The organism is Burkholderia arboris (assembly GCF_038723655.1).
GTDB lineage: Bacteria > Pseudomonadota > Gammaproteobacteria > Burkholderiales > Burkholderiaceae > Burkholderia > Burkholderia arboris.
In genome coordinates this window covers 2789337-2812930 of record NZ_CP109821.1, presented here as the reverse complement: position 1 = coordinate 2812930, position 23594 = coordinate 2789337, and the positions used below count along the sequence as shown (strand labels likewise).

Here is a 23594-nt window from a genome sequence, read left to right as displayed (position 1 = left end):
CGATGACGCTTCGAGGAATCGTCTGGCTCGCGGTCCTGTTCGCGATCGCCGCGGCGCTCGCCACCGTCGGCCGTTTCGACGCGGGGCAGGTGCTGCTCGTCTATCCGCCGTACCGGATCGACGTGTCGCTGAACCTGTTCGTGATCGCCATCGTCGTGCTGTTCATCGTCGTGTACGCGCTGCTGCGCATCGTGCGCAACATCTGGCGCATGCCGCAGCGGGTCGCCGCATATCGGGCACGCTCGCGCAACGAGAAGGCACAGGCGTCGCTGCGCGACGCAATTTCGAACCTGTACGCGGGCCGCTTCTCGCGCGCGGAGAAGGCCGCGCGTGAAGCGCTGACGGTCGATGCGAACCTGGGCGCCGCGAGTCTCGTCGCGGCCACGGCCGCGCACCGGATGCACGAGTACACGCGCCGCGACGACTGGCTGTCGAAGGTGGACGCGCCCGAATGGCAGGACGCCCGGCTGCTCGCGGCTGCCGACATGCGCGCGGATGCGCGCGATGCCGACGGCGCGCTCGCCGCGCTGGCCGACATGCAGGCCGGCGGCAAGCGCATTCACGCGCAGCAGGTTGCGCTGCGCGCGCAGCAGCAACTGAAGAACTGGGCCGAGGTGTTGAAGCTCGCGAAGGCGCTCGAGAAGCGCGAGGCGCTGCATCCGGCCGCGGCCGTGCGGCTGCGCCAGCAGGCGGCGGAAAACCTGCTGCGCGAACGCCGGCACGACCCGGACGCGCTGCTCGAAGTGTGGCAGTCGCTGTCGCCGGTCGAGCGCCAGTCGCCGCGTCTGGCCGATCTCGCGGCCGACCTGCTCGTACCGCTCGAGCGCCGCAACGAAGCGCGCCGCATCGTCGAGGACGCGCTCGCGCACAACTGGGATGCCCGCCTGCTGCGCCGTTACCCGGATACGGCCGGCGCCGATGCGCTGCCGCTGATCCAGAAGGCGGAAGGGTGGAAGAAGGATCATCCGGAAGACGCCGACCTCTTGTTCGCGCTCGGCCGCCTCTGCCAGCAGCAGCAGCTGTGGGGCAAGGCGCAGTCGTTCCTCGAATCGGCGCTGAAGCTGGCCGACAACGAGGCGCTGAAGGTGCGGGCGCATCGCGCGCTCGCCCGCCTGTTCGAGCATCTCGGCGAAACCGACAAGGCGGCAAAGCACTATCGCGAAAGCGCGCTCGCGATCACCGTGGTCTGACGCGGCGCTGCACTGCACGGCGTAAAAAGCCCCGAACGCCAAGCGGCCTTCGGGGCTTTTTTCGTCCGTCGCCGGCCGGCCCGAACGCGTTACGCGCCGAGCCTGCGCAGCAGGTCGTCCTCGCTCGCGACGAACCACACCGATTGGCCGCGGTTGGATTCGCGAACGAGCGCGCGCAGCGCTTCGCTGCGCGCGAGCCAGCGGTCGATGTCGCCGACCACGCCGAGCCGGACGCCGTAATTGACGAGCTTCTGCAGCACGGCGCCGGCCAGCCCGCTGTCGAGCCGGTAGAAGTCGTCGTGCAGCGCGTCGGCGGGGATCGCGATCCAGTCGGCTTCGTGCTCGTGCGCGAGCGCGACGAGATCGAGCGCATCGCTTTCCCGCTGCACGAGGGCGGAGGAAGGGGCGCGGACCAGCACACGGCTGCCGGCTGCCTGAACGATTCGGTGGGACATGGTGTCGGGTTCCGTCGATGTCAGAAATGCGAGCACGGTGTCGCGCTGCCCGCGGATGAAGTGCGGCTGCCCGGGAAGAAACCGGACTTGCGCGTGCGGCACGAGACGCGTCAGACGATCACGGGTGTCGCGTGAATCGAGCATCACGTCGCGTCCGCCGACGACCGCCAGCACGGGCATCGACAATGTGCGGAGCGTATCGTCGTCGAATACCGGGATCGGTTCGATGCGCGGGCGAAACCCGCGGTCGACGGCGTGCATCAATGCGAGCGTGTCGCGTTCGGCCGGCGTCGATGCGGGCGGCAGACGACCGAGCACGCGCCGCCGCACGCACGCGCGCCCGATATCGCCGAGCAGCAACAACGGCAGCGCCCACCACAGAAACGGTTTCTGCCGGCCGATGCCGGACGGGCAGAGCAGCGCGAGCCGCGTGACGCGCGCCGGCCGGCGCAACGCGAAGTCGAGTGCCGTTCGCGCGCCGAGCGAGATGCCGGCGAACGCGGCGCGCGATACCTGCAGGCCGTCGAGCACGTCGTCGAGCCACTGCGCGTACGCGTCGCTCGCGAGTGGAGGGCGCGACGGCGCGCTCGGTCCCGCTTCGCCGATCACGTCGATCGCGTAGAGCCGGAAGTGCGTCGACCAGACGGCCGCGTAATGCTGCCAGCTTGCCGCCGTCGTCTGCGCACCGTGGATCAGCACGACCGGCGGCGCGTGTTCGGGGCCGCAGTCGATCACGTGCGTCGCGCCGTGCCGTGTTTGCACCGTGACGCGCCGATGCCCGGCCGGCCAGTGCGACAGTGCGGCCGCGTAAGCAGCACGAATCGCGCGCGCGTGGCGGGGCGACCGGAAGATCGCGCTCATGCCCCGCTTTGCTGCAGCAACCTCTCGAGCGACGACATCAGCGCAGCCGTGTCGGCCGGTGTCGCGGCGACGATGATCTTGACCACGCTCGCGGCGGGATCGAACGTCACGTCGATCCGCACGGGATCGACGTACGACGTGCGGCCCGACGCCATCGCATGCAGCGAGCGCGACAGGTACTGGTGCAGCGACTGGGACGCGTCCGGAATGTCGACGATGCTGGTGACGCGCACCGCGCGCGGCACGGGCGCGGCCGGCTCCGTTGGCGCGAACGCGGCAAGGTCGGCAGCGAGGATGCGGTACGCGCGGCCGACCCGCGTCGCGCGCAGCTTGCCGTCGCGAATGAACCGCAGGATGGTCTTCGGATGGACGCGAAGGCGGGCGGCAGTGTCTTCGACGGTGTGGAACATGGTCGGCAAATGATTTCCTTAATACTCTTTATTGTTCCATATAAAAGGGAGCATAAGGGAATAATTTGGTGAATAGGGCGCCATCATCCGGCTGACTTGGCTCGGCTGATCCGGATAGCGCCTGCCCGGAATCGAAGACGCCCCGGCAACCGGGGGATTCCGGCTGCCGGGGCGTTATCGGGGGCCGGCAATCGATCGGCCGGCGTGCTTCGCGTGCCGTGCGTGCAGTTACGCGCCGCGCATCACTTGTCGACCAGCTGCTTCGGCACGGACAGCGCGAGCAGCCCGCCGAGCACGAGGAACGCGGCAAGCATGTACATGCCCGCATCGTTGGCGCCCGTCGCCTGCTTGAGCCAGCCCATCAGGTACGGGCTCAGGAAGCCGGCCAGGTTGCCGATCGAGTTGATCATCGCGATGCCGGCCGCGGCCGCCGTGCCGCCGAGGAACGCTGTCGGCAGGCTCCAGAACAGCGGCAGTGTCGTCAGGATGCCGATCGTCGCGAGCGTGAGGCCGAGCATCGCGAGCGAGGTCTGGTGCGCCCAGATCACCGACAGCACGAGTCCGATTGCACCGATCGCGGCCGGAATCGCGACGTGCCAGCGGCGTTCGCGGCGCCTGTCTGCGCTGCGCGCGATCAGGATCATCGCGACCACCGCGGCGGCATACGGAATCGCCGACAGCAGGCCGATCGCGACCGTGTCGGTGACGCCCGTCGCCTTGATGATGGTCGGCAGCCAGAAGCCGACGCCGTAGAGCCCCATCACGAACGAGAAGTAGATGAGCGCCATGAGCAACACGCGCGGGCTGGCCAGCACGGCGCCGAGCGGCAGGTCTTGCTTCGTCGCTTCTTCCGCGTCGACGTTGCGCGCGAGCAGCGCCTTTTCCTCGTCGGTCAGCCAGTTCGCCTTCGCGATCCGGTCGTCGAGCTTGAGGAACACGACGACGCCGACCAGCACCGACGGGATGCCTTCGAGCAGGAACAGCCATTGCCAGCCGTGCCAGCCGCTCACGCCGTCGAACGCCTTCAGGATGAAGCCCGAGATCGGGCCGCCGATCACGCCGGACAAGGCGACTGCCGTCATGAAGAACGTCGTCATCCGGCCGCGCCGGTGCGCGGGATACCAGTAGGTGAGGTAGAGGATCACGCCGGGGAAGAAGCCCGCTTCGGCGACGCCGAGCAGGAAGCGCATCACGTAGAACATCGCGGGCGTCGTGACGAACATCGTCAGGATCGAGATCACGCCCCAGGTCGCCATGATGCGTGCGATCCACACGCGCGCGCCGACCTTGTGCAGGATGATGTTGCTCGGCACTTCGAACAGGAAATAGCCGAAGAAGAAGATCCCGGCGCCAAGCCCGTACACGGTATCGCTCAGGTTCAGGTCGCTCGCCATCTGCAGCTTCGCGAACCCGACGTTCACGCGGTCGAGATACGCGACCACGTAGCACAGCAGCAGGAGCGGCACGAGCCGCCACGACACCTTGCGATAGGTTGCTTCCTCGAATGCGCCGGACGAGCCCGGCAGCGACTGCGTCGATGTTGCCATGTTGTCTCCTGTCGATCTGAGTGAGCGCTTCAGCGGTTACCTGGATCCCATGCACCGCTGTCCTTATAGTTGGCCGGAACAGGCGCCGCGGCGCCGATTCCGGATTCGTGCGATGCAATGCGTGGCGATCGTGCTGCCCGGTGCGGCTAGATGCAGCGCCCGCCGTCGACTTCGAGGCAGACGCCGGTGATGAATTCGGCTTCGTCGGAGGCGAGGTAAAGCGCCGCGTTCGCGATGTCCTGCGGCGTCGAGAAACGGCCGAGCGGGATCGTCGCGAGGAAGCGGCGGCGATTCTCGGGCGTGTCCTCGCAGCCCATGAACTCGGTCATCAGCGCCGTCTCGCCGAGCACGGGGTTGATGCAGTTCACGCGGATGCGATCGGCGCCGAGCTCGGCCGCGAGCGACTTGCTCGCGGTGATCATCGCGCCCTTCGTGCTGTTGTACCAGACGAGGCCCGGGCGCGGTCGCACGCCGGCCGTCGACGCGACGTTCACGAACACGCCGCCGCCCTGCTCGCGGAAGTACGGCACGAAGGTCTGCACGCACCAGAACAGGCTTTTCATGTTGACCGCGTACACGCGGTCGAACTCGGCTTCCGTGACGTCGAGCACGGGCTTGTTGCGGTGCGTGGTGCCCGCGTTGTTCACGACGATCTGCACCGAGTGGAAATCGTCGAGCGCGGCCTGCAGCAGCGCTTGCCAGTCTTCCTGCTTCGACACGTCGCCGGCCACGGCGATCGCCTTGCCGCCCTCGAGCGCGATCTCGCTCGCGACACGCTCGGCCGCCGCGCCGTTCAGGTCGTTGACGACGACGTTCGCGCCTTCGCGCGCATACGTCTTCGCGATGCCTTCGCCGAAACCCGAGCCGCCGCCCGTGACGATGGCCGTCTTGCCGCTCAACCGCATGGTGTGTCTCCTGTGCTGGTGATGAGAGTCGCCGTGTAGCGATCGGCGGCCGGGCGCTGCCGGCCGCATGTCGCGCGCCGCGGGTTCAGCCGTGCCGGATCGCGATCGTCTTCAGCGTGGTGAAGCCGTACAGCGCCTCGAAGCCTTTCTCGCGGCCGTGGCCCGAGTGGCCGACGCCGCCGAACGGCAGCTCGACGCCGCCGCCCGCGCCGTAGTTGTTGATGAACACCTGGCCCGCACGCAGGCGCCGTGCGAGCCGCATCTGGCGCGCACCGTCACGCGTCCAGATGCCCGCGACGAGGCCGTACGGCGTGCCGTTCGCGAGCGCGACGGCTTCGTCTTCGTCGACGAAACGCATCGCGGCGAGCACGGGGCCGAACACTTCTTCCTGCGCGAGGCGGTGCGACGGCGGTACGTCGCGCAACAGCGCGGGCGCCTGGTAGAAGCCGCTTTCGGGCGCGTCGGCGACGACCTGCCCGTGCGCGGCCATCGGAATGCCGTCGTGCTGCGCGTCGGACAGGAAATCCCATACGCGCTGCTGCTGCTTCGCGTTGATCAGCGGGCCGCAGTCGAGATCGGCGCGGCTCGGGCCGACACGCAGCCCGTTGAACGCGGTGGCGAGGCGCTCGACGAGCGGCTCGTACACCGCGCGCTCGATCAGCACGCGGCTGCCGGCCGAGCAGGTCTGCCCGCCGTTCTGCACGATCGCCGATACGAGCACGGGCAGCGCCGCGTCGAGATCGGCATCGGCGAACACGATCTGCGGCGACTTGCCGCCGAGTTCGAGCGTGACGGGCACGTGGTTTTCCGCCGCCATCTGCGTGACCAGCTTGCCGGTGGCCGGCGAGCCCGTAAACGAGATGTGGTCGATGCCCGGATGGCGCGCGAGCGCGGCGCCGGCTTCATGGCCGTAGCCGGTGACGATGTTGAGCGCGCCGGCCGGCAACCCGACCTCGGCGGCGAGCTCGGCGACGCGCAGCACGGACAGGCATGCATCCTCGGCCGGCTTGACGACGCAGGCGTTGCCGGCCGCGAGCGCCGCGCCGACGCTGCGCCCGAAGATCTGCATCGGATAGTTCCACGGCACGATGTGGCCCGTGACGCCGTGCGGCTCGCGCACCGTCAGCACCGTGTAGCCGGCCTGGTAGGGGAGGGTTTCGCCGTGCAGCTTGTCGGCGGCGCCCGCGTAGAACTCGAAGTAGCGCGCGAGCGCGGCCGCGTCGGCGCGCGCCTGCTTCAGCGGCTTGCCGGTGTCGCGCGCCTCGATCGCGGCGAGTTCCTCGATCGAATCGGCCACGCGCGCCGACAGCCGCATCAGCACGCGGCCGCGTTCGGCGGCACTCGCGGCGCCCCACGGGCCCGCGAAGGCGTCGCGGGCCGCGGCGACCGCGCGCTCGATGTCGGGCGCGGTGCCGCGCGCGATCGTCGCGAACGGCTGGCCGTCGGAAGGATCGACGACTGCGATGGTTTCCAGTTGCGCGGGCAACGTCCATTCGCCCGCGATGAAGTGCTTCGCCTCTTCCATGCCTGCTCCCGTGTACCAGGGTGGGCGCTTCAGCGCCGACGCCGATTCGATGCAACGCGGCCGGTGGTTCGACGACCGACCATCCGGAACGATTATCGCGCCGATCGTCATCCGGACGCCACCGGTCGATTGGCTATAATGGCGCATTCCCTTGGGGGACGCCCGCGGCGGTGCATCGGCCGCGGCGCCCTGTCCCGAATTCCCATCGACCTACAGAGAGTGCTCATGAGCTTCAATCATGTTCCGGCCGGCAAGGACCTGCCGCAAGATTTCAACGTGATCATCGAGATTCCCGCGCAAAGCGATCCGGTGAAGTACGAGGCGGACAAGGAACTGGGCCTTCTCGTCGTCGACCGCTTCATCGGCACGGGCATGCGCTATCCGGTGAACTACGGCTACATCCCGCAGACGCTGTCGGGCGACGGCGATCCGGTCGACGTGCTGGTGATCACGCCGTTCCCGCTGCTGGCCGGCTCGATCGTGCGCTCGCGCGTGCTCGGCATGCTGCAGATGACCGACGAGTCGGGCGTCGACGCGAAGCTGGTTGCCGTGCCGCACGACAAGGTCTGCCCGATGACGGCGAACCTGAAGTCGATCGACGACGTGCCCGAGTACCTGAAGGACCAGATCAAGCACTTCTTCGAGCAATACAAGGCGCTCGAGAAGGGCAAGTGGGTGAAGGTCGAAGGCTGGGCCGGCATCGAAGCCGCGCACAAGGAAATCACCGACGGCGCCGCGAACTACAAGAAGTAAGCGGCGTACCGGCCGACGGCCGGTTCGTACGGAGCGCAAACCGCGCGTGTCTCCTCAGGAGGCCGCGCGGTTTTGTTTTGTGCGCGCGGGTTTCTTGCGTGCGGGTGTGGAAGGCGGCGGGGGCGGGGCGGCCAGTGCACCCTTCGTGCGTTTTGCGCGGCGCGGGGCAACGGAGGGTGCGTTCTCTTTCACGGCTTTCGTGGCCGACGCACGGCGACGAGCCGGTGCCGGAGCGGTATCTTCCCGTGCGTTCGCGACGGGTTTGCCGGCGGCGGCCGGCGCCTGCTTTTTCGAGGACGCGGATTCGGACGTCCTGGTCTTCTTTACCGGCGATCTACGCGACGCAGTTTTTTTTACGACTGCATCGCCGCCGGTTTTCTCACGCTTCGTGTCCGGCACGGCCTTCGTAGTCTTCGAGGCTTGCTTGCCTTTCGCCGGCTTCGCGGACTTGGCTACTTTCCCGGTCTTCACGTTTTTCCCGGCAACCGGAGCCGTTGCAACCGCCTGCGGCGTGTCGTCGGCGGTTTCCGTCTGCACCTTCTTGCGCCTGCGCGTACCGGCCTTCAACCCGGCCGGGTCTTCGCTTTCATCGAGCGGCACCACGACGGGCAACACCGATTCGAGCGTCCGCAAACCGGCCGCCAGTTCCCGCTTTTGCACGGGCGTGAGCCGCTTCACCCAGTATTCCGCACGCGACGCGCTCGACCGGTCGGGCAGCGGAAACGACGCGAGCACCGCGCGCGGCTTGCGCGAGCGCGTGTAGCGCGCGCCCTTGCCGGACGCGTGTTCGTCGAAGCGTGCGGCAACGTCGGTCGTGATGCCCGTGTAGACGCTGTCGTCGGCGCATTCGATCAGATACAGAAACCAGGACATGGCAGGGCGGCGGGATGCGAAGCCGCCAGTGTCTCAGAAAAAGCGCGCGTCAACGCCACCGGTCGCCGTGCCCGTCGCCGAAGCGGCTCGTCGGCTGGGCCAGGGTCGCGCTGCAGCCGGGCGAGGCCCGTACGGTCAGCGTCGCGGTGCCGGCGCAGCACTTCGCGGTCTGGATGCGAATGCGCACGCATGGCGGATCGGCGCGGGCAGCGCCGTGCTGTCGGCGGCCGCGTCGTCGCGCGATCCGCAGGCGCTGTCGCATACGGTGACGCTCGCCGCGCACTGAACCGGACGCAGCCGTGCGGCATGTGGCGAGGCCCGTCGTGGCCTTGCCGCATGCCGGTGTGCTGGCTGACGCTACTCGGCGCCGCGCCGGAAGGGATCGTGTTCGCGCAGTTCGTCGACGTACGCGTGGATATGCTCGGTCTCGCGTTCGAGAAAGCGCGCGACCGCATCGGAAAACGCCGGGTGGGCGAGCCAGTGCGCGGAGTGCGTGACGGTCGGCAGGAAGCCGCGTGCGAGCTTGTGTTCGCCCTGCGCGCCGCCTTCGAACGTATCGAGCCCGGCCTCGATGCAGAACTCGAGCAACTGGTAGTAGGCCGTTTCGAAATGCAGGCAGGGCACGTGCTCGATCGCCCCCCAGTAGCGGCCGTACAGCGTGCCGCCGCCGTGCTCGCCGCGACGGTACACGGCGAGCGCGCTCGCGATCGGCTGGCCGTCGGCTTCCGCGATCACGAGCAGCAGGTTCTCCGGCATCGTCGCGCCGATCGTGCGGAAGAAATCGAGGTTCAGGTACGGGCTCGAGAAGTGCTCGCGGTAGGTCTGCCGGTAGCAGCGCGAGAAGAAGCGCCAGTCGGCGTCGGTGATCTGATCGCCGGTCAGCCGCCGGAATGTCACACCTGCGTCCTGCACCTTGCGCCGCTCCGCGCGAATGTTCTTGCGCTTCTTCTGCTCGAGCGTGCCGAGGAAATCGTCGAAGTGGCGGTAGCCGTCGTTGAGCCAGTGGAACTGCACGCCTTCGCGCAGCATCATTCCCATCGATTCGAGCAACCGTGCTTCGTCGCCGGTCGGGAACAGCACGTGCAGCGACGACACGTCGCTCTGCTCGGCGAATGCGAGCAGCGTGGCCGCGAGCCGGCGGCGCGCGTCGTCGTCGGCCGCGAGCAGGCGCGTGCCCTGTACGGGCGTGAACGGCACCGCGCACAGCAGCTTCGGGTAGTAGGGCAGGTTGTTGCGCTGGTAGGCGTCGGCCCACGCCCAGTCGAACACGTATTCGCCGTACGAATGCTGTTTCGCGTAGACGGGTGCGGCAGCCGCGAGGCGGCCGGTGCGCTCGTCGGTCAGCGTGACGAAATGCGGCGACCAGCCGGTGTCGTCGACCGCGCAGCGCGCGACGTGCAGCGCGTCGAGGAATTCGTGGCGCAGGAACGGCGTCGGCTGCGCGTCGCGCGCGAGCAGCGCGTTCCATTCGTCGGCCGGCACCTCGGCGGGGGACGACAGGATGCCCGTGCGATAATCGATGCGTTCGTGTTTCAAGCGTGAATCCGTACCGTTGGATGTTGCCGGATGCGTGCCGCTGCGGCCGCGCCCGGGTCGATTTCGTCAGCCGTTCAGGGCGCGCCGCCGGGTTGCGCCGATCCCGCCATGAAGACCCGACTCGCTCTCGCCCAGATCAACGTCACCGTCGGCGATTTCGCCGGCAACGTCGCGCGGATCGTCGCGGCCGCGCGCGCCGCGCACAACGATGGTGCGCAGCTGATGGTCGCGCCCGAACTCGCGCTGTCCGGCTATCCGCCGGAAGACCTGCTGCTGCGGCCCGCGTTCTACGCGGCGGCGGCCGCCGCGCTCGACGCCTTGGCCGATGCGCTGAAGGCATTCGACGGGCTCACGGTGCTGGTCGGCCATCCGTTGCGCGGTGCGGGCGACGATGCGCGCGCGCCAGCCGTCGATGGTAATGCAAACCGCCCGATCGAGCGCGGCGTGCCGCCTGCCGATACCTTCAATGCCGTGTCGCTGATCGTCGGCGGCGAGATCGTCGGCACCTACCGCAAGCAGGATCTGCCGAACGCCGAGGTGTTCGACGAGAAGCGCTACTTCGCGACGGACGCCGAGCCGCTGGTGTTCGAGCTGAACGGCGTGAAATACGGCGTGATCATCTGCGAGGACGCGTGGCATGCGTCGGCCGCGCAGATCGCGAAGGCGGCCGGCGCGCAGGTGCTGCTGATCCCGAACGGCTCGCCGTACCACATGAACAAGGGGGCGGTGCGCGTCGACATCCTGCGCGCGCGGATTCGCGAGACCGGGCTGCCGATGGTGTACGTGAACCTCGTCGGCGGCCAGGACGAGCTCGTGTTCGACGGCGGCTCGTTCGTGCTCGACGCGCAGGGCGCGCTCGTCGCGAAGATGCCGCAGTTCGACGAAGGCCACGCGATCGTCGAATTCGACGGCGCGCGGCCGCTGCCCGGCGCGATCGCCCCCGAGCTGCCGACGGATGCGCAGGTGTACCGTGCGCTCGTGACCGGCGTGCGCGACTACATCGGCAAGAACGGTTTCCCCGGCGCGCTGATCGGGTTGTCGGGCGGCGTCGATTCGGCGCTGGTGCTGGCGGTCGCGTGCGACGCGCTCGGGCCCGAGCGCGTGCGCGCGGTGATGATGCCGTCGCGCTTCACGGCCGACATTTCGACCACCGATGCGGCGGAGATGGCGCGGCGCGTCGGCGTGCGCTACGACGAGATCGCGATCGCGCCGATGTTCGACGCATTTCGTGCGGCGCTTGCCGGCGAGTTCGCGGGCCGCGCGGAAGACGCGACGGAGGAGAACATCCAGGCGCGCATCCGCGGCACGCTGCTGATGGCGCTGTCGAACAAGTTCGGCTCGATCGTGCTGACGACCGGCAACAAGAGCGAGATGGCGGTCGGCTACTGCACGTTGTACGGCGACATGGCCGGCGGTTTCGCGGTGATCAAGGACATCGCGAAGACGCTCGTGTACCGGCTCTGCCGCTATCGCAACGAAACCGCCGACTACCCGCTGCGCGACGTGATCCCCGAGCGGATCCTGACGCGCGCGCCGTCGGCCGAGCTGCGCGAGAACCAGACCGACCAGGACAGCCTGCCGCCGTACGACGTGCTCGACGCGATCATGCGGATGTACATGGAAGAAGACCGGCCGCTCGCCGAGATCGTCGCGGCCGGCTATGCACGGGCCGACGTCGAACGCGTGACGCGGCTCATCAAGATCAACGAATACAAGCGCCGCCAGGCGCCGATCGGGATCCGCGTCACGCATCGCGCATTCGGGCGCGACTGGCGCTACCCGGTCACGTCGCGGTTTACCGAACGTCTCGATTGAGCCGTGCTGGGCCGGATGCGGCTCGCAGGCTTACAATCGGGATCGCGATTTTTCATCCAAACGAGCATTGGGGGACAACCACCATGAAACGCATCACCGCCATCATCAAGCCGTTCAAGCTGGACGAAGTCCGCGAAGCGCTCGCCGAAGTGGGTCTCACGGGCCTGACCGTGACGGAAGTGAAGGGCTTCGGCCGCCAGAAGGGCCATACCGAGTTGTATCGCGGTGCCGAATACGTCGTCGACTTCCTGCCGAAGATGAAGATCGAGGTGGTCGTCGCGGAAGCGCAGGTCGACCAGGTGATCGACGCGGTGATCGGCGCGGCACGCACCGGCAAGATCGGCGACGGCAAGATCTTCGTGTCGGACGTCGAGCGCGTGATCCGCATCCGCACCGGCGAAGAGAACGAAGCGGCCGTCTGAGCGCCGACTTCGTCGATGGGCCGCGCAAAGTCGGCCCGCCAATAAAAAACGGTGCGATACCCGGTTGGGTACCGCACCGATACGCGCCTCTCGCAGCAGCGTGGAAAGTGTTGTCGAATCGTTCTTTGACGGCGCCCGATCAGAACAGGTGCTGGATGCCGGCGTAGACGCCGGTCTGGCTGCCGCCCGGATTCGGGTTGCCCGTCGACACGGCCGTACCGGCGCCGTTCGCGTTCAGGCCGAAGTTGGCGTTCTTGCTGTTGCGCACCGTCGCGACCTGCAGGTCGAACAGCGTGCGCTTCGAGATGTTGTACGAGCCGCCGACCGTGTAGATGTTCGCGTTGCCGCCGCCGTGGTTCGCGTTCACGTGATACACGGCTGCGATCAGCGCCGCTGCCGGCGTGGCCTGCCACGTCACGCCGCCCCAGACCTGCTGGGTGCCCGTCACGCCTGCGTTCACTGCCGGGCCGCCGCTGCCGTCCGCGCGCGATGCCTGGTAAGCCGCCTGAACCTTGAACTGACCGAGGAACACGTTCACGCCCGCGAAGTATTCACGCGAGTAGTTGAACACGTCCGAGAAGCGGCCGTTGCTGTCGCGCGTTTCGTCGTAGATGCCGCGCAACTGGAACAGCGAGTTCGTGTAGGTGACCTGTGCGCCGGCTGCACGGCCCGGTTGGCCGGCCGTCGTGTTGCCGTTGAAGCTGGTCGAGTTCGAGAACGAGAACTGGCCGTAGAAGTCGAGGCCGTAGAACTGCGGCGACTGGTACGACACGTTGTTGCTGGTCTTGTTCCAGTTGCGGCCGCGCACGAGCGATGCGGTCGACCAGGCCGACTGGCCGAACGGATCGAAGTCCCACACGCCGTTGGCGATCGCGAGCTCGCGACCCAACAGCAGCGTACCGTAGCGGTCGTTCGAGATACCGACCGTCGCATAACGATCCCAGATCGAGCCGCTGAAGCCGCCGGTCATCGTGTTGAACGCGCCTTCGAGGTGGAACAGGACCTTGTTGCCGCCACCGATGTCTTCGCTACCCTTCAAGCCCCACAGGCTCGTGCCCCAGTCGCCGCTTTCCGCGCGCACTTGGTGGCCGTTTTGCAGGCCGTTCATGTACTCGATGCCTGCATCCAGGCGGCCATACAGCGTGACGCTGCTCTGCGCGTGCGCCGTCACCACCCCAGCAGCCATCAGCGCGGCCGCGACCAAAGCTTTCTTCATCGTCTCCTCCATACCCTGTCAAAAAGTCAACCCAGAACTGCACGAGATGCCCGGAGCGACAAGCGCCGGGCAAAAGCGGGATAACCAGGGAGACCTCGCGCAGGGCCGGTAAGCGCAGCACGCGGGCAAGCGGACGGAAAAACCGTTGAGCAGTCCCGCGCAGCCGGGTCGGCCTGCGGGGTCTCCTTGTAGTGTCGTGAAGCTAAACTACATTTCACGAACTTCGTTTTGCTACTTTGGTTACTAATTTAGCAAAAATACAATTTTGTGGCGATGGAAATCGTTGTTTGACTAACCGCTGTCGCCAAATTGCCATGCAACACGGTGCGCAACAGGTGCACCGAGGGTTAGCAATTAACGGAAAACCCTTGTCTGGCAAGGGAGACACGAATTCCGCGAACATGGGTCAAGGATTGCCACTATTGACGTTGCGGAAGTGCGGGCGTAAGCGCGAAAGTCGCGAAATGGGTAAGTATTTCGTAATGAATCGGGCGGTTTCGGCCACCGCCGGCAGTGCCTGAAACGCCCGTTGCACAAGGCGCGCGGCCAGGGTGTACTGCGTTCAGCCGGGGCCCGGCCGTGCGTCGTGCAACTGCGCGCGAATCCAGCGATGCGCATCGGTGCGCGCATGCTTCGCGTGCGAGTAGACCTTCACCGTGTAGCGCGGGATTTCGAATGGCGCAGCGAAGATGCGGATCGGCGCCGCGTGCTGCAGCGCCTGCGCCGCGCGGTTCGGCACGGTCATCAGCAGTTCGGATTCCGCGATCACGAACGGCGCGGCCAGCACGGTCGGCAACTGCACGGCCACGTGCCGCGCGAGGCCGAGCCGGTCGAGCACGTAGTCGACGACGCCGCGCGATTCGTTCCACGGCGTGACGACCACGTGACGGGCGGCCAGGTACTGATCGAGCGTCAGCCGCCGGCGGATCGACGGGTGCGAGGCGCTCGCGATCACGACGTAGTCGTCGGAGAACCAGTCGAAATCCTCGATGCCCGACGCATCGGCCGCCGATTCCTCGTGATAGCCGAGCGCGAAGTCGATGCGGCCGGCCGCGAGCGCGTCGACGGATATCTTCCGGTCGGAATGCACGACGCGGATCCGCAAGTGCGGTGCGACATGCTGGATCCGCGCGAGGAACGCCGGCAGCACCGCGAACGCCGTGTAGTCGGTCGCGGCGAACACGAACGTGCGGTCGCTTTGTGCGGGATCGAAGCGGCCCGCGCGGGCGAGCCCCTTCGACATTGCGTCGAGCGCATCGCCGGCCCATGTGGCGATGTCGTCGGCGCGTACGGTCGGCTGCATCTCGTTGCCGAGGCGCACGAACAGCGCATCGCCGATCGCGTCGCGCAGCCGCGCGAGCGCATGGCTCAACGCGGACGGGCTCAATGCGAGCTCGTGCGCGGCCGCCGCGACCGAGCGGTGGCGGTACAGCGCGTCGAACACGAGCAGCAGGTTCAGGTCGAGGCGGCGCAGATCGGGATGCATCATGTTCATGTCTGGATGAAGAAACTGCACTTCCTGCAGTTGTGGCATGAACGTAGCATGATGGTTTGATCGGCGCCAGCGCGGTTGCGCGTTGCCGCCTTCCGTTTCACATCCGGGCCGGAGGAGGGCTCAACCCGTGCAAATCGATATCCGTTCCGCGACCGTCGCCGACGTACCGCTGATCCTGCGTTTCATTACCGAGCTGGCCGTCTACGAGAAGGCGGAGCACGAAGTGATCGCCACGCCGGCGTCGCTCGAGCGCAGCCTGTTCGGCGAAGGCTCGCCGGCGCGCGCGCTGATGTGCGAGGTCGATGGCGAGCCGGCCGGCTTCGCCGTGTATTTCTTCTCGTATTCGACGTGGCTTGCGCGGCAGGGGCTGTATCTCGAGGATCTGTACGTGTCGCCGCGCTTTCGCGGCGCGGGTGCCGGGCTGCGGCTGCTGAAGGCGCTTGCGCGGATCGCGGTCGAATCCGGCTGCGGGCGTTTCGAATGGAGCGTGCTCGACTGGAACGAGCCGGCGATCCGCTTCTACGAGAGCGTCGGCGCGGCGCCGCAGAGCGAATGGGTGCGTTACCGGCTGGCGGGCGACGAGCTGCGCGCGTTCGCCGACAGCGCGCCGGTGAGCGCCGCGTAAACGCAAAACGGGCGCCGCGGGGCGCCCGTTCGAACGTCGTGCGTTCGTGTGTTTCGTGCGTGTTACTTGAGGCTGCCCGACAGGAACCCGCGCAGGCGTTCGCTCTTCGGATTCGCAAACACCTCGGACGGCACGCCTTCTTCCTCGACGCGGCCCTGATGCAGGAACATCACGTGGTTCGACACGTTGCGCGCAAAGCCCATCTCGTGCGTGACGACGATCATCGTGCGGCCTTCCTCGGCCAGCTTCTGCATCACCTTCAGCACTTCGCCCACCAGTTCGGGGTCGAGCGCCGACGTCGGCTCGTCGAACAGCATCACGTCCGGATGCATCGCGAGCGCGCGCGCGATCGCGACGCGCTGCTGCTGACCGCCGGACAGATGCGACGGATACTGCTTCTCGACGCGCGGCGCGAGCCCGACCTTCTCGAGATATTCGCGCGCGCGCGCCTCGGCTTCCTTCTTCGGGATGCCGAGCACGTTTACGGGCGCTTCCATCACGTTCTCGAGCACGTTCATGTGCGACCAGAGGTTGAAGTGCTGGAACACCATCGACAGCTTGGTGCGCACGCGCTGCAACTGCTTCGAATCGGCGGCGCGCAGGGCGCCCGTCTTGTCGGGCGTCGTGCGTACTTCCTCGCCGTCGACGACGATGCGGCCTGCATTCGGCTGCTCGAGGAAGTTGATACAGCGCAGCATCGTGCTCTTGCCGGAACCGGACGAGCCGATCACGCTGATCACGTCGCCCGAGTTCGCCTTCAGCGACACGCCCTTGAGCACCTCGTTGTCGCCGTACCGCTTGTGCAGATCGTCGACGAAAAGCTTCTGAGTCTGGGAATTCATCAATAGTCCTGCGAAAACTTACTTGCCTTGCGGGCGCAGATACGCGAGCCAGCGACGCTCGGCCTGGCGGAACAGCCACACGAGCGTGAACGAGATCACGAGGTAGAGCAGGGCGGCGATGCCGAACGCATGGAACGACATGTAGGTCGCCGAGTTGACGTCGCGCGCGATCTTCAGGATGTCCGGCACGGTCGCCGTGAACGCGACGGTGGTCGCATGCAGCATCAGGATCACTTCGTTGCTGTACAGCGGCAGCGCGCGGCGCAGCGCCGACGGCAGGATCACGCGGCGATACATCGTGAACGTGGACATCCCGTACGCGCGCGCCGCTTCGATCTCGCCGTACGACGTCGCCTTGATGGCGCCGGCGAAGATCTCGGTGGTGTACGCGCAGGTGTTCAGCGTGAACGCGAGCAGCGTGCAGTGCATCCCGTCGCGGAAGAACGCGTCGAGCATCGGCGTGCCGCGCACGGCCTGCAGGCTGTAGAGGCCCGTGTAGCAGAGCAGCAGCTGCACGTAGAGCGGCGTGCCGCGGAACACGTACGTGTACAGCCACACGGCGCTCGACAGCCACTTCTTCTTCGACACGCGCGCCACGGCGAGCGGTATCGACAGGCAGAAGCCGAGGCCGATCGACACGACGAGCAGCCACAGCGTGATCGCGACACCGGTGATGCGATAGCCGTCGGTGTAGAGATAGTTGCGCCAGTATTCTTGGATGAGTTCGATCATAGGTCAGCCTTGCGGACACCGGTCGAGTAGCGCTTTTCGAGCCACATCAGCACGAAGTTCGAGATCGTCGTGATGGCGAGGTAGACCGCACCGGCGATCAGCGTGAAGAAGAAGAACCGCAGCGTGCCCTTGCCGGCGTCCTGCGAGGCCTTCACGACGTCGGCCAGGCCGATGATCGACACCAGCGCGGTCGACTTCACGAGCACCTGCCAGTTGTTGCCGATGCCCGGCAGCGCGAAGCGCATCATCTGCGGGAACATGATCCGCGTGAACACCTGCCAGTTCGTCATCCCGTAGGCGCTGCCGGCCTCGAGCTGGCCGCGCGGGACCGACAGGAACGCGCCGCGGAACGTCTCGGTGAAGTACGCGCCGTAGATGAAGCCGAGCACGAGCACGCCGGCGAGGAACGGGTCGATGTCGATCTGGTCCCAGCCGATCGCGTCGGTCGCCATGTTCAGCCAGATCTGCAGGCTGTAGAACAGCAGCAGCATCAGCACGAGGTCGGGTACGCCGCGGATCAGCGTCGTGTAGACGGTGCCGACGCCGTTCGTGAAGCGGTTGCGCGACAGCTTCGCGCCGGCGCCGAGCAGCCCCAGCAGGAACGACAGCGCAAGCGAAAGCACCGCCAGTTTGACGGTTTGCCAGGTGCCAGCGAGGATCAGCGGGCCGTAACCTTGTAGAAACATATGTGGTCCTTGACGGCGCACGCAGTGCGCCGCGAAAGACGCGCCCGCCAAGCTGCGCGGAACGCCCCGTGCGTATCATGACCGTCCGCCCCGGCAACGGTGCCGGGCGAGCCCGTCGCGCGAGCGGCGGGCAAGGGGGCGGGCGGCGCGTGGTTGACTGCCTGTACTGCGCGGACACGGGGCCGCCCCCGCATCCGTTGCTTCTTCTTGTCGGCGCTCAGCGGGCCGGAGCCGAATAGACGCTGAACGAGAAGTACTTGTGCGACAGCCGGTCGTACGTGCCGTCCTTGTGCATGTCGGCCAATGCCTTGTTGATCTTGAGCTTCAGGTCCGTATCGTCCTTGCGCAGGCCGATCGCGGTGCCGTCGCCGATCGTCTTCGGATCCTTCACTTCCGGCCCGGCGAACGCGAAGCCCTTGCCGCGCGGCGTGCGCAGGAAGCCGTAGTCGGCCTGCAGCTCGTCCTGCAGCGTCGCGTCGAGGCGGCCCGAGCCGAGGTCGGCATAGACCTGATCCTGGTTCTGGTAAGGAATGATCGTCACGCCCTGCGGTTCCCAGTACGCCTTCGCGTAGGTCTCCTGCGTCGAGCCCTGCTCGACGCCGACGCGCTTGCCCTTCAGCGACGCGACCGTCGGCAGCAGCGGCGAGCCGGTCTTCGCGATCATCCGCGCCGGCGCGTCGTACACCTTGTCGGAGAAGTCGATCTGTTCGCGGCGCTTGTCCGTGACGGTCAGCGACGACACGATGACGTCGTACTTCTTCGCCTTCAGCGCCGGGATGATCCCGTCGAGATCCTGCGCCACCCACACGCATTTCACGTTGATCCGCTTGCAGATTTCCTTGGTGAGATCGACGTCGAAACCGACGATCTCACCGCTCGGCGCGGTCGACTCGAACGGCGGGTAGCTGGCATCGACGCCGATCCGAACGGTCTTCCACTCCTTCGCGAAGGCGCTGCCCGCCACGAGGGCGAGGGCGGCGCACAGGGCGGCCTTCTTCATTTCCATCCTTCTGTTGCTTTTCGGGGGCGCTCGCGGCCGGTCGGACCGGGCGCCGCGGCGTATTCTAGACGGCCAAAAATCGCGGAACGGCGCTCTGGCGATGGCGGCCGCCGGCAAGGCGAGCGCCAAAAGGGCGGTATTTTACCCGAACGCGATACCCGGAAAACCGCAATCCGGCGCGATCGATCGATTCTTCGATTCGGCTGTTGCGGCAATCGTGGTATTCGCAACGGGTATTCCGGCAATTGGCGACGCAGGTGCAACGATGCGGTGCGCCGGCGGCGGATTGTGCCGCGTTCGGTGTCCCCCTACAGTGGAGGTAAACCCGAACAAAGAATCTGCCCCCGGAGTGTCCGCGCCATGTTCCAGATCCGCCGCGCCGAAGAACGCTGCCACACGCGCCAAGGCTGGCTCGAATCGAGTCACAGCTTTTCTTCCGCCGGCCGTGCCGCGCATGCGCATCCGCCGGTCGGCGCGCTACAGGTGCTGAGCGAGGACCTGATCGCGCCGACGCGCGGTTTCGGGATGCAGCCGCGCCGCGACGTGGAGATCGTGACCTACGTGCTGGACGGCACGCTCGCCCACCGCGACAGCCTCGGCTGCGGCGCGATCGTGCGGTCCGGCGGTGTTCAGCGGATGAGCGCCGGCACGGGGCTCGTGCACAGCGAAACCAACGCGTCGTGCGACCGGCCGCTGCATCTGCTGCAGATCTGGCTGCAGCCGGCCGAGCGGGGCGGGCGCCCCGGTTACGAGGAACGGCATTTCGCCGACGACGAGAAACGCGGCCGGCTGCGGCTCGTCGCGGCGCCGGACGGCGGCGACGGCGCGCTGACGATGCGCGCGGACGCCCGCATCTTCGCGGGGCTGATCGACGGCGACGAGGTGGCGACGTTCGACGTGCGCGCCGGGCGCAGCACCTACGTGCACGTGGTGCGCGGCGACGTCGAGGTCAACGGTCGCGCACTGGCCGCCGGCGACGGCGCGCGGATCGGCGGCGTGCAGGCGGTGGCGTTCGCGCGCGGCCGGACGGCCGAAGTGCTGCTGTTCGACGTCGCCTGAAACGAAAAAGGGGACGCGGGCCGATGCCCGCGTCCCCTCCGGTGCCGCTCCGGGAAGCGGCCCGCCGGCTTACTGCGCCGGCGCCGACGCGCCCTTGGCGGCCGCGCGGTGCTGCTCCCAGCGCTCCTTCATCTTCTCGTGGCGCTGCTCCATCTTCGCGAACTGCTGCTTGAGCGCCGTGCTGACCATCGTCTTCTGCTGGTCGTTCAGCCCGTTGTAGAACGTGAGCCACGCGGCGGACGTCTGCTCGCGCAGTTGCGCGTTCTGCTGCTCGGCCTGCTGGCGTGCCGAGTGCATCGCGCTCAGGTCGAGGATCGGCTGGTTCTGCTGCGCCTTGAACTGTTCGCGCATCTGCTCGTGGCTCTTGCGCATCGTGTCGCGGTTCTGCTTCATCGTGTTCACGGCCGCCTGCCATTGCTGTTCCTGCGACGCGTTGAGCTTCAGCTGGTCGTGCAGTTTCATGATCGCGCCGAACGGGCCGCCTTCGTGCCCGCCGTGCATCTGGTGCATGCCGGGGCCGCCCGGCGGCGGCATGTCGTTGGGCTGCGCGGCCTGCGCGGTGCCGAATGCGAGAGCGAGCACGGTGGCGGCCGCGATGGCCACGCGGGAAGTCTTCTTATACATTTCAGAAACTCCTTGTATCCAAAGGGTCCGGCGATGCGGTGCCGGGAAAGCCGAGTACCGCATCCGGTAAGACGCAGGTTAGCGATGCAGGTCGCGGCGGGTGTTACGTGGGGCGGCGGCCCGGTTACCGTGCATTACAGTTCCCTTGCGCGGTAACCCGCAGTAACCCTTTCGTCCCTTTGTTTCGTTCTTCGACTCCGCCCTCGCGCGGTAAACTTCGAGCCATGACTACCCAGATCCTCATCGTCGACGACGACCAAGAACTCCGAGACCTGCTGCGCGACTATCTCGTGCGCCAGGGGATGGAAGTGTCCGTGCTGCACGACGCGGCGACGCTCGAGAAGCGCCTCGAGCGCGAGCGGCCCGACCTGATCGTGCTGGACCTGATGATGCCGGGCGTGGACGGCCTGACCGCGCTGCGCCAGCTGCGCGCGGCCGGCGACGACATCCCCGTGATCATGCTGACCGCCCGCGCGGACGACGTCGACCGCATCGTCGGGCTCGAGCTCGGCGCAGACGACTACCTCGGCAAGCCGTTCAATCCGCGCGAGCTGCTCGCGCGCGTGCAGGCCGTGCTGCGCCGCCGCCGCGCGACGCCGTCGGCGGCGGCGCCCGAACAGCGCGAGCCGTTCGCGTTCGGCCGCTTCCTGCTGGACTTCCAGGCGCGCACGCTGTCGGTCGACGGCAAGCCGGCCACGCTGTCGAGCAGCGAATTCGCGCTGCTGAAGATCTTCGTGAACCATGCGCTGCGCACGCTTACGCGCGAGCGGCTGCTCGAGCTGCTGCACGGGCCCGAGTACGACGGTACCGACCGCGGCATCGACGTCCAGGTGTGGCGCCTGCGCCGCATCCTCGAAACGGATCCGTCGACGCCGCGCTTCATCCAGACGGTGCGCGGGCGCGGCTACGTGTTCGTGCCCGACGGCGAGGCTCATGCGCAAACCCATTGATTCACTGTTCGGGCGGCTGGCGCTGCTCGTCGTCGGTGTCCTGCTCCTGTCGCACTTCGCGTGGTTTTTCGCGATGCGGCTCGAGCGCAACCAGATGCAGACACGGTATGCCGTCGAAGAGGCCACCTTCCTCGTCGACGCGGTGCGCCAGCACGTCGCGCGCACGCCGGACCAGCCGCTGCCGTCGCGCGTGCGGCTCGTGTCGCCGGACAGTGCCGACGTGCCGAAGGGCGGCGATTCGGGATTGCCGCCGCCGCTCAAGCGGTTCCGCGACGACGTGAGCGACCGCATGCCGCCCGGCACGCAGGTCCAGATCGGCGTGCCCGGCCATCCGCCGGTGCTGTGGGTGAAGGAGCCGGCCGACCGCAACTGGATCGTCGTGCCCGTCCAGCCGCTGCGGCCGCCGCGCTCGCTCGACCGGATGCTGCTGTGGCTCGGCACGATCTTCTCGGCCGGCGTGATCGCCGCGCTGTTCGCGGCCTGGCAGTTGCAGCAGCCGCTGCGCTCGCTCGCGCGCGCGGTCGCGCGTTTCGGCCGCGGGCAGCCGGTGCCGCCGCTGCGCGAGCGCGGCCCGCGCGAGCTGCGCCAGCTCACGCACGGCTTCAACCAGATGGTGGAGCAGGTGTCGCAGGCCGAGAGCGATCGCGCGGTGATGCTGGCGGGCGTCGCGCACGACCTGCGCACGCCGCTCGCGCGGATGCGCCTGCGGGCGGAAATGATGGACGACGCACGGTTGCGCGACGGGGTCGTGCGCGACGTCGACTCGATGTCGCACATCGTCGATCAGTTTCTGGTGTTTGCGCACGGCGGGGCCGATCGCAGCGAACCGGTGCCGGTCGACCAGGCCTGCGAGCGGATCGCACGCAGCTATCGCGCCGTCGCGCCGAACGCGCCGACGGTCCAGACGCGGCTGGAGGCCGATCCGGGCTTCCGGCTGCCGACGGCGACACTCGACCGGATCCTGTCGAACCTGCTGGACAACGCGCATGCGTACGGCGCACCGCCCGTGCTCGTCGAGACGGCGCGCACGCCGGCTGGCTACGTGCTGTCGGTCAGCGACAGCGGCGGCGGGATCGCGCCGCGTGACCTCGCGGCCGCCACGCGGCCGTTCGTGCGGCTCGACCCCGCGCGCGGCGGGAACGGCCACAGCGGGCTCGGGCTCGCGATCGTCGAGCGGCTGGTGCTCAGGCTGGGCGGCGCGTGCGACATCGGCAACCGCCCCGAAGGCGGGCTGCGTGTCTCGATGACGTTCCCGTTCGAGGTCGTGCCGAAGGACGAACCCCACGCACAGGCCGCGTAAGCGGTTGCGGCGCCTGCCCGGCCGGGCAGGCGCCGCCCGGCATCATTCGCCGAACAGCGTGCCGAGCGTCTCGGCCGCGTTGCTGTCGATCGTGTTGTAGGTCACCGTGGTGGCCTCGAAGATGTAGACGGTCGTATACCGGCCGAGGCGCTCCAGGATTTCCTCCTGCAGCGATTCCGGCACGACGTTCATGTTCAGGTACCATGCCGTCGACGACAGCCGCGTCTGGAACGACCCGTACTCCTGCATGAGTTCATAGAACGCGTCGGCATCCTGATCGCGGCAGACGATCACCAAGTTTCCTGCCATTCCCTTCCTCCCGCTCGTCGGTCGATCCCCGGGGCCGGTTTACATGGGGAACGCGCGTGCGTTGCCACGAGACGGCCGAAACAGACCCTGGGGGCTAGCCCCGATCATACCTGCTTCGCCGGATCCGGCTGCTGATGCCCGACACGGTTTGCGCCCGCGTGCGGCTGGCGGGTTCCCGGCCGGGCCGGATCACGGCATAATTCGGGCCTGCATGCCGGCCGTGGGACTGCGGCCGGGCCGTTCCCCGCCATCCACCGCGCGCCGGGCACGATCCGTGCGCTGCCTGCGCCGTCCCCGGACGGTTGTACCTGAAATACAGGTTGGTGTAGTGTCGTGCCGTCGCGGGCCGGCTCGACCGGGCCGTGACGGCGCATGCACGCACGGCGCCTCGCGCCTGCGCGAGATCGCCAGTCAATCGAATTACCGCGCCCGTGCGCTTTGCCATGAATCAACATCGACTGCCG

Annotated in this window: 23 protein-coding genes and 1 pseudogene; 9 read left to right on the top strand and 15 right to left on the bottom strand. The window is 67.5% G+C overall.

The features are described 5' to 3' along the window. The first annotated feature begins 2 nt into the window (after positions 1-2). Complete coding sequence (locus OHZ10_RS13205; protein WP_059233477.1) at positions 3-1190, top strand: heme biosynthesis protein HemY; 1188 nt, start codon at positions 3-5, stop codon at positions 1188-1190. Between the two features lie 89 nt (positions 1191-1279). Here OHZ10_RS13205 and OHZ10_RS13200 read toward each other — a convergent pair whose 3' ends face one another. The 5 genes from OHZ10_RS13200 to OHZ10_RS13180 all read right to left on the bottom strand — a co-directional run bounded on the left by OHZ10_RS13200 (position 1280) and on the right by OHZ10_RS13180 (position 6893). Continuing rightward, on the bottom strand, positions 1280-2506 hold the full coding sequence (locus tag OHZ10_RS13200) for an alpha/beta fold hydrolase (RefSeq protein WP_342702729.1): 1227 nt from the start codon (positions 2504-2506) through the stop codon (positions 1280-1282). Further along, positions 2503-2916, bottom strand: coding sequence for a helix-turn-helix domain-containing protein (locus tag OHZ10_RS13195; protein ID WP_340624366.1), 414 nt, complete (start codon positions 2914-2916; stop codon positions 2503-2505). The genes OHZ10_RS13200 and OHZ10_RS13195 overlap by 4 nt, the downstream gene beginning before the upstream one ends. A 242-nt stretch (positions 2917-3158) precedes the next feature. Next, the gene (locus tag OHZ10_RS13190; protein ID WP_256085176.1) at positions 3159-4463 is read right to left on the bottom strand and encodes an MFS transporter; all 1305 of its coding nucleotides are present in this window, start codon (positions 4461-4463) and stop codon (positions 3159-3161) included. Between the two features lie 146 nt (positions 4464-4609). Next, complete coding sequence (locus OHZ10_RS13185) at positions 4610-5368, bottom strand: SDR family oxidoreductase (RefSeq protein ID WP_256085175.1); 759 nt, start codon at positions 5366-5368, stop codon at positions 4610-4612. An 85-nt stretch (positions 5369-5453) separates the two neighbouring features. Then, complete coding sequence (locus OHZ10_RS13180; RefSeq protein ID WP_059236649.1) at positions 5454-6893, bottom strand: aldehyde dehydrogenase family protein; 1440 nt, start codon at positions 6891-6893, stop codon at positions 5454-5456. A 225-nt stretch (positions 6894-7118) separates the two neighbouring features. On the opposite strand from OHZ10_RS13180, the gene ppa reads away from it, so the two are divergent. Continuing rightward, positions 7119-7646 (top strand): inorganic diphosphatase, encoded by a 528-nt coding sequence (ppa, locus tag OHZ10_RS13175; RefSeq protein WP_011352863.1) that lies wholly within the window; start codon positions 7119-7121, stop codon positions 7644-7646. 54 nt (positions 7647-7700) lie between these two features. Here the strand turns inward: ppa and OHZ10_RS13170 are convergent, their stop codons facing one another. Continuing rightward, positions 7701-8519, bottom strand: a complete 819-nt coding sequence (locus OHZ10_RS13170; RefSeq protein WP_342702724.1) for a GIY-YIG nuclease family protein — start codon at positions 8517-8519, stop codon at positions 7701-7703. A 77-nt stretch (positions 8520-8596) separates the two neighbouring features. Between OHZ10_RS13170 and OHZ10_RS13165 the strand changes: the two are divergent. Next, a pseudogene (locus tag OHZ10_RS13165) lies at positions 8597-8805 on the top strand (fibronectin type III-like domain-contianing protein); the annotation flags it as partial. 71 nt (positions 8806-8876) lie between these two features. Here OHZ10_RS13165 and OHZ10_RS13160 read toward each other — a convergent pair. Continuing rightward, positions 8877-10055 (bottom strand): GNAT family N-acetyltransferase, encoded by a 1179-nt coding sequence (locus OHZ10_RS13160; protein WP_256085173.1) that lies wholly within the window; start codon positions 10053-10055, stop codon positions 8877-8879. Between the two features lie 108 nt (positions 10056-10163). Here OHZ10_RS13160 and OHZ10_RS13155 point away from each other — a divergent pair, with 108 nt between their 5' ends. Together OHZ10_RS13155 and OHZ10_RS13150 are read left to right on the top strand one after the other, a co-directional pair. After that, positions 10164-11870 (top strand): NAD+ synthase, encoded by a 1707-nt coding sequence (locus tag OHZ10_RS13155; RefSeq protein WP_342702722.1) that lies wholly within the window; start codon positions 10164-10166, stop codon positions 11868-11870. A gap of 83 nt (positions 11871-11953) precedes the next feature. Further along, positions 11954-12292 carry a P-II family nitrogen regulator gene (locus OHZ10_RS13150; protein WP_006398637.1) on the top strand — a complete coding sequence of 113 codons (339 nt, stop codon included), beginning with the start codon at positions 11954-11956 and terminating at the stop codon, positions 12290-12292. A gap of 139 nt (positions 12293-12431) precedes the next feature. Here the strand turns inward: OHZ10_RS13150 and OHZ10_RS13145 are convergent, their stop codons facing one another. Further along, positions 12432-13508, bottom strand: a complete 1077-nt coding sequence (locus OHZ10_RS13145) for a porin (protein ID WP_059236652.1) — start codon at positions 13506-13508, stop codon at positions 12432-12434. 562 nt (positions 13509-14070) lie between these two features. Continuing rightward, entirely contained in the window at positions 14071-15042 is a 972-nt protein-coding gene (locus OHZ10_RS13140; protein ID WP_226196673.1) for a LysR family transcriptional regulator, read from the bottom strand. 88 nt (positions 15043-15130) lie between these two features. Between OHZ10_RS13140 and OHZ10_RS13135 the strand changes: the two genes are divergently transcribed. Continuing rightward, positions 15131-15628 carry a GNAT family N-acetyltransferase gene (locus tag OHZ10_RS13135; RefSeq protein WP_174992936.1) on the top strand — a complete coding sequence of 166 codons (498 nt, stop codon included), beginning with the start codon at positions 15131-15133 and terminating at the stop codon, positions 15626-15628. Positions 15629-15690: 62 nt separating this feature from the next. Here the strand turns inward: OHZ10_RS13135 and OHZ10_RS13130 are convergent, their stop codons facing one another. The 4 genes from OHZ10_RS13130 to OHZ10_RS13115 all read right to left on the bottom strand — a co-directional run bounded on the left by OHZ10_RS13130 (position 15691) and on the right by OHZ10_RS13115 (position 18888). Then, entirely contained in the window at positions 15691-16470 is a 780-nt protein-coding gene (locus tag OHZ10_RS13130; protein WP_059233486.1) for an ABC transporter ATP-binding protein, read from the bottom strand. Positions 16471-16488: 18 nt separating this feature from the next. After that, on the bottom strand, positions 16489-17202 hold the full coding sequence (locus tag OHZ10_RS13125) for an ABC transporter permease (protein WP_059233487.1): 714 nt from the start codon (positions 17200-17202) through the stop codon (positions 16489-16491). Then, positions 17199-17888 carry an ABC transporter permease gene (locus OHZ10_RS13120; protein ID WP_151066089.1) on the bottom strand — a complete coding sequence of 230 codons (690 nt, stop codon included), beginning with the start codon at positions 17886-17888 and terminating at the stop codon, positions 17199-17201. Before OHZ10_RS13120 ends, OHZ10_RS13125 begins: the two co-directional genes overlap by 4 nt. Before the next feature lie 217 nt (positions 17889-18105). Next, positions 18106-18888, bottom strand: a complete 783-nt coding sequence (locus tag OHZ10_RS13115) for an ABC transporter substrate-binding protein (protein ID WP_059236656.1) — start codon at positions 18886-18888, stop codon at positions 18106-18108. A gap of 360 nt (positions 18889-19248) precedes the next feature. On the opposite strand from OHZ10_RS13115, the gene OHZ10_RS13110 reads away from it, so the two are divergent. Further along, positions 19249-19947, top strand: coding sequence for a pirin family protein (locus tag OHZ10_RS13110; protein WP_059233488.1), 699 nt, complete (start codon positions 19249-19251; stop codon positions 19945-19947). 69 nt (positions 19948-20016) lie between these two features. Here OHZ10_RS13110 and OHZ10_RS13105 read toward each other — a convergent pair whose 3' ends face one another. Further along, entirely contained in the window at positions 20017-20571 is a 555-nt protein-coding gene (locus OHZ10_RS13105) for a periplasmic heavy metal sensor (RefSeq protein WP_059233489.1), read from the bottom strand. Between the two features lie 224 nt (positions 20572-20795). Between OHZ10_RS13105 and OHZ10_RS13100 the strand changes: the two genes are divergently transcribed. Both OHZ10_RS13100 and OHZ10_RS13095 read left to right on the top strand, forming a co-directional pair. Further along, positions 20796-21521 carry a response regulator gene (locus OHZ10_RS13100; protein WP_006493394.1) on the top strand — a complete coding sequence of 242 codons (726 nt, stop codon included), beginning with the start codon at positions 20796-20798 and terminating at the stop codon, positions 21519-21521. Next, on the top strand, positions 21505-22821 hold the full coding sequence (locus OHZ10_RS13095; protein WP_059233490.1) for an ATP-binding protein: 1317 nt from the start codon (positions 21505-21507) through the stop codon (positions 22819-22821). The genes OHZ10_RS13100 and OHZ10_RS13095 overlap by 17 nt, the downstream gene beginning before the upstream one ends. A gap of 42 nt (positions 22822-22863) precedes the next feature. Here OHZ10_RS13095 and OHZ10_RS13090 read toward each other — a convergent pair whose 3' ends face one another. Beyond that, on the bottom strand, positions 22864-23130 hold the full coding sequence (locus OHZ10_RS13090) for a hypothetical protein (protein ID WP_011545926.1): 267 nt from the start codon (positions 23128-23130) through the stop codon (positions 22864-22866). Positions 23131-23594 lie beyond the last annotated feature (464 nt).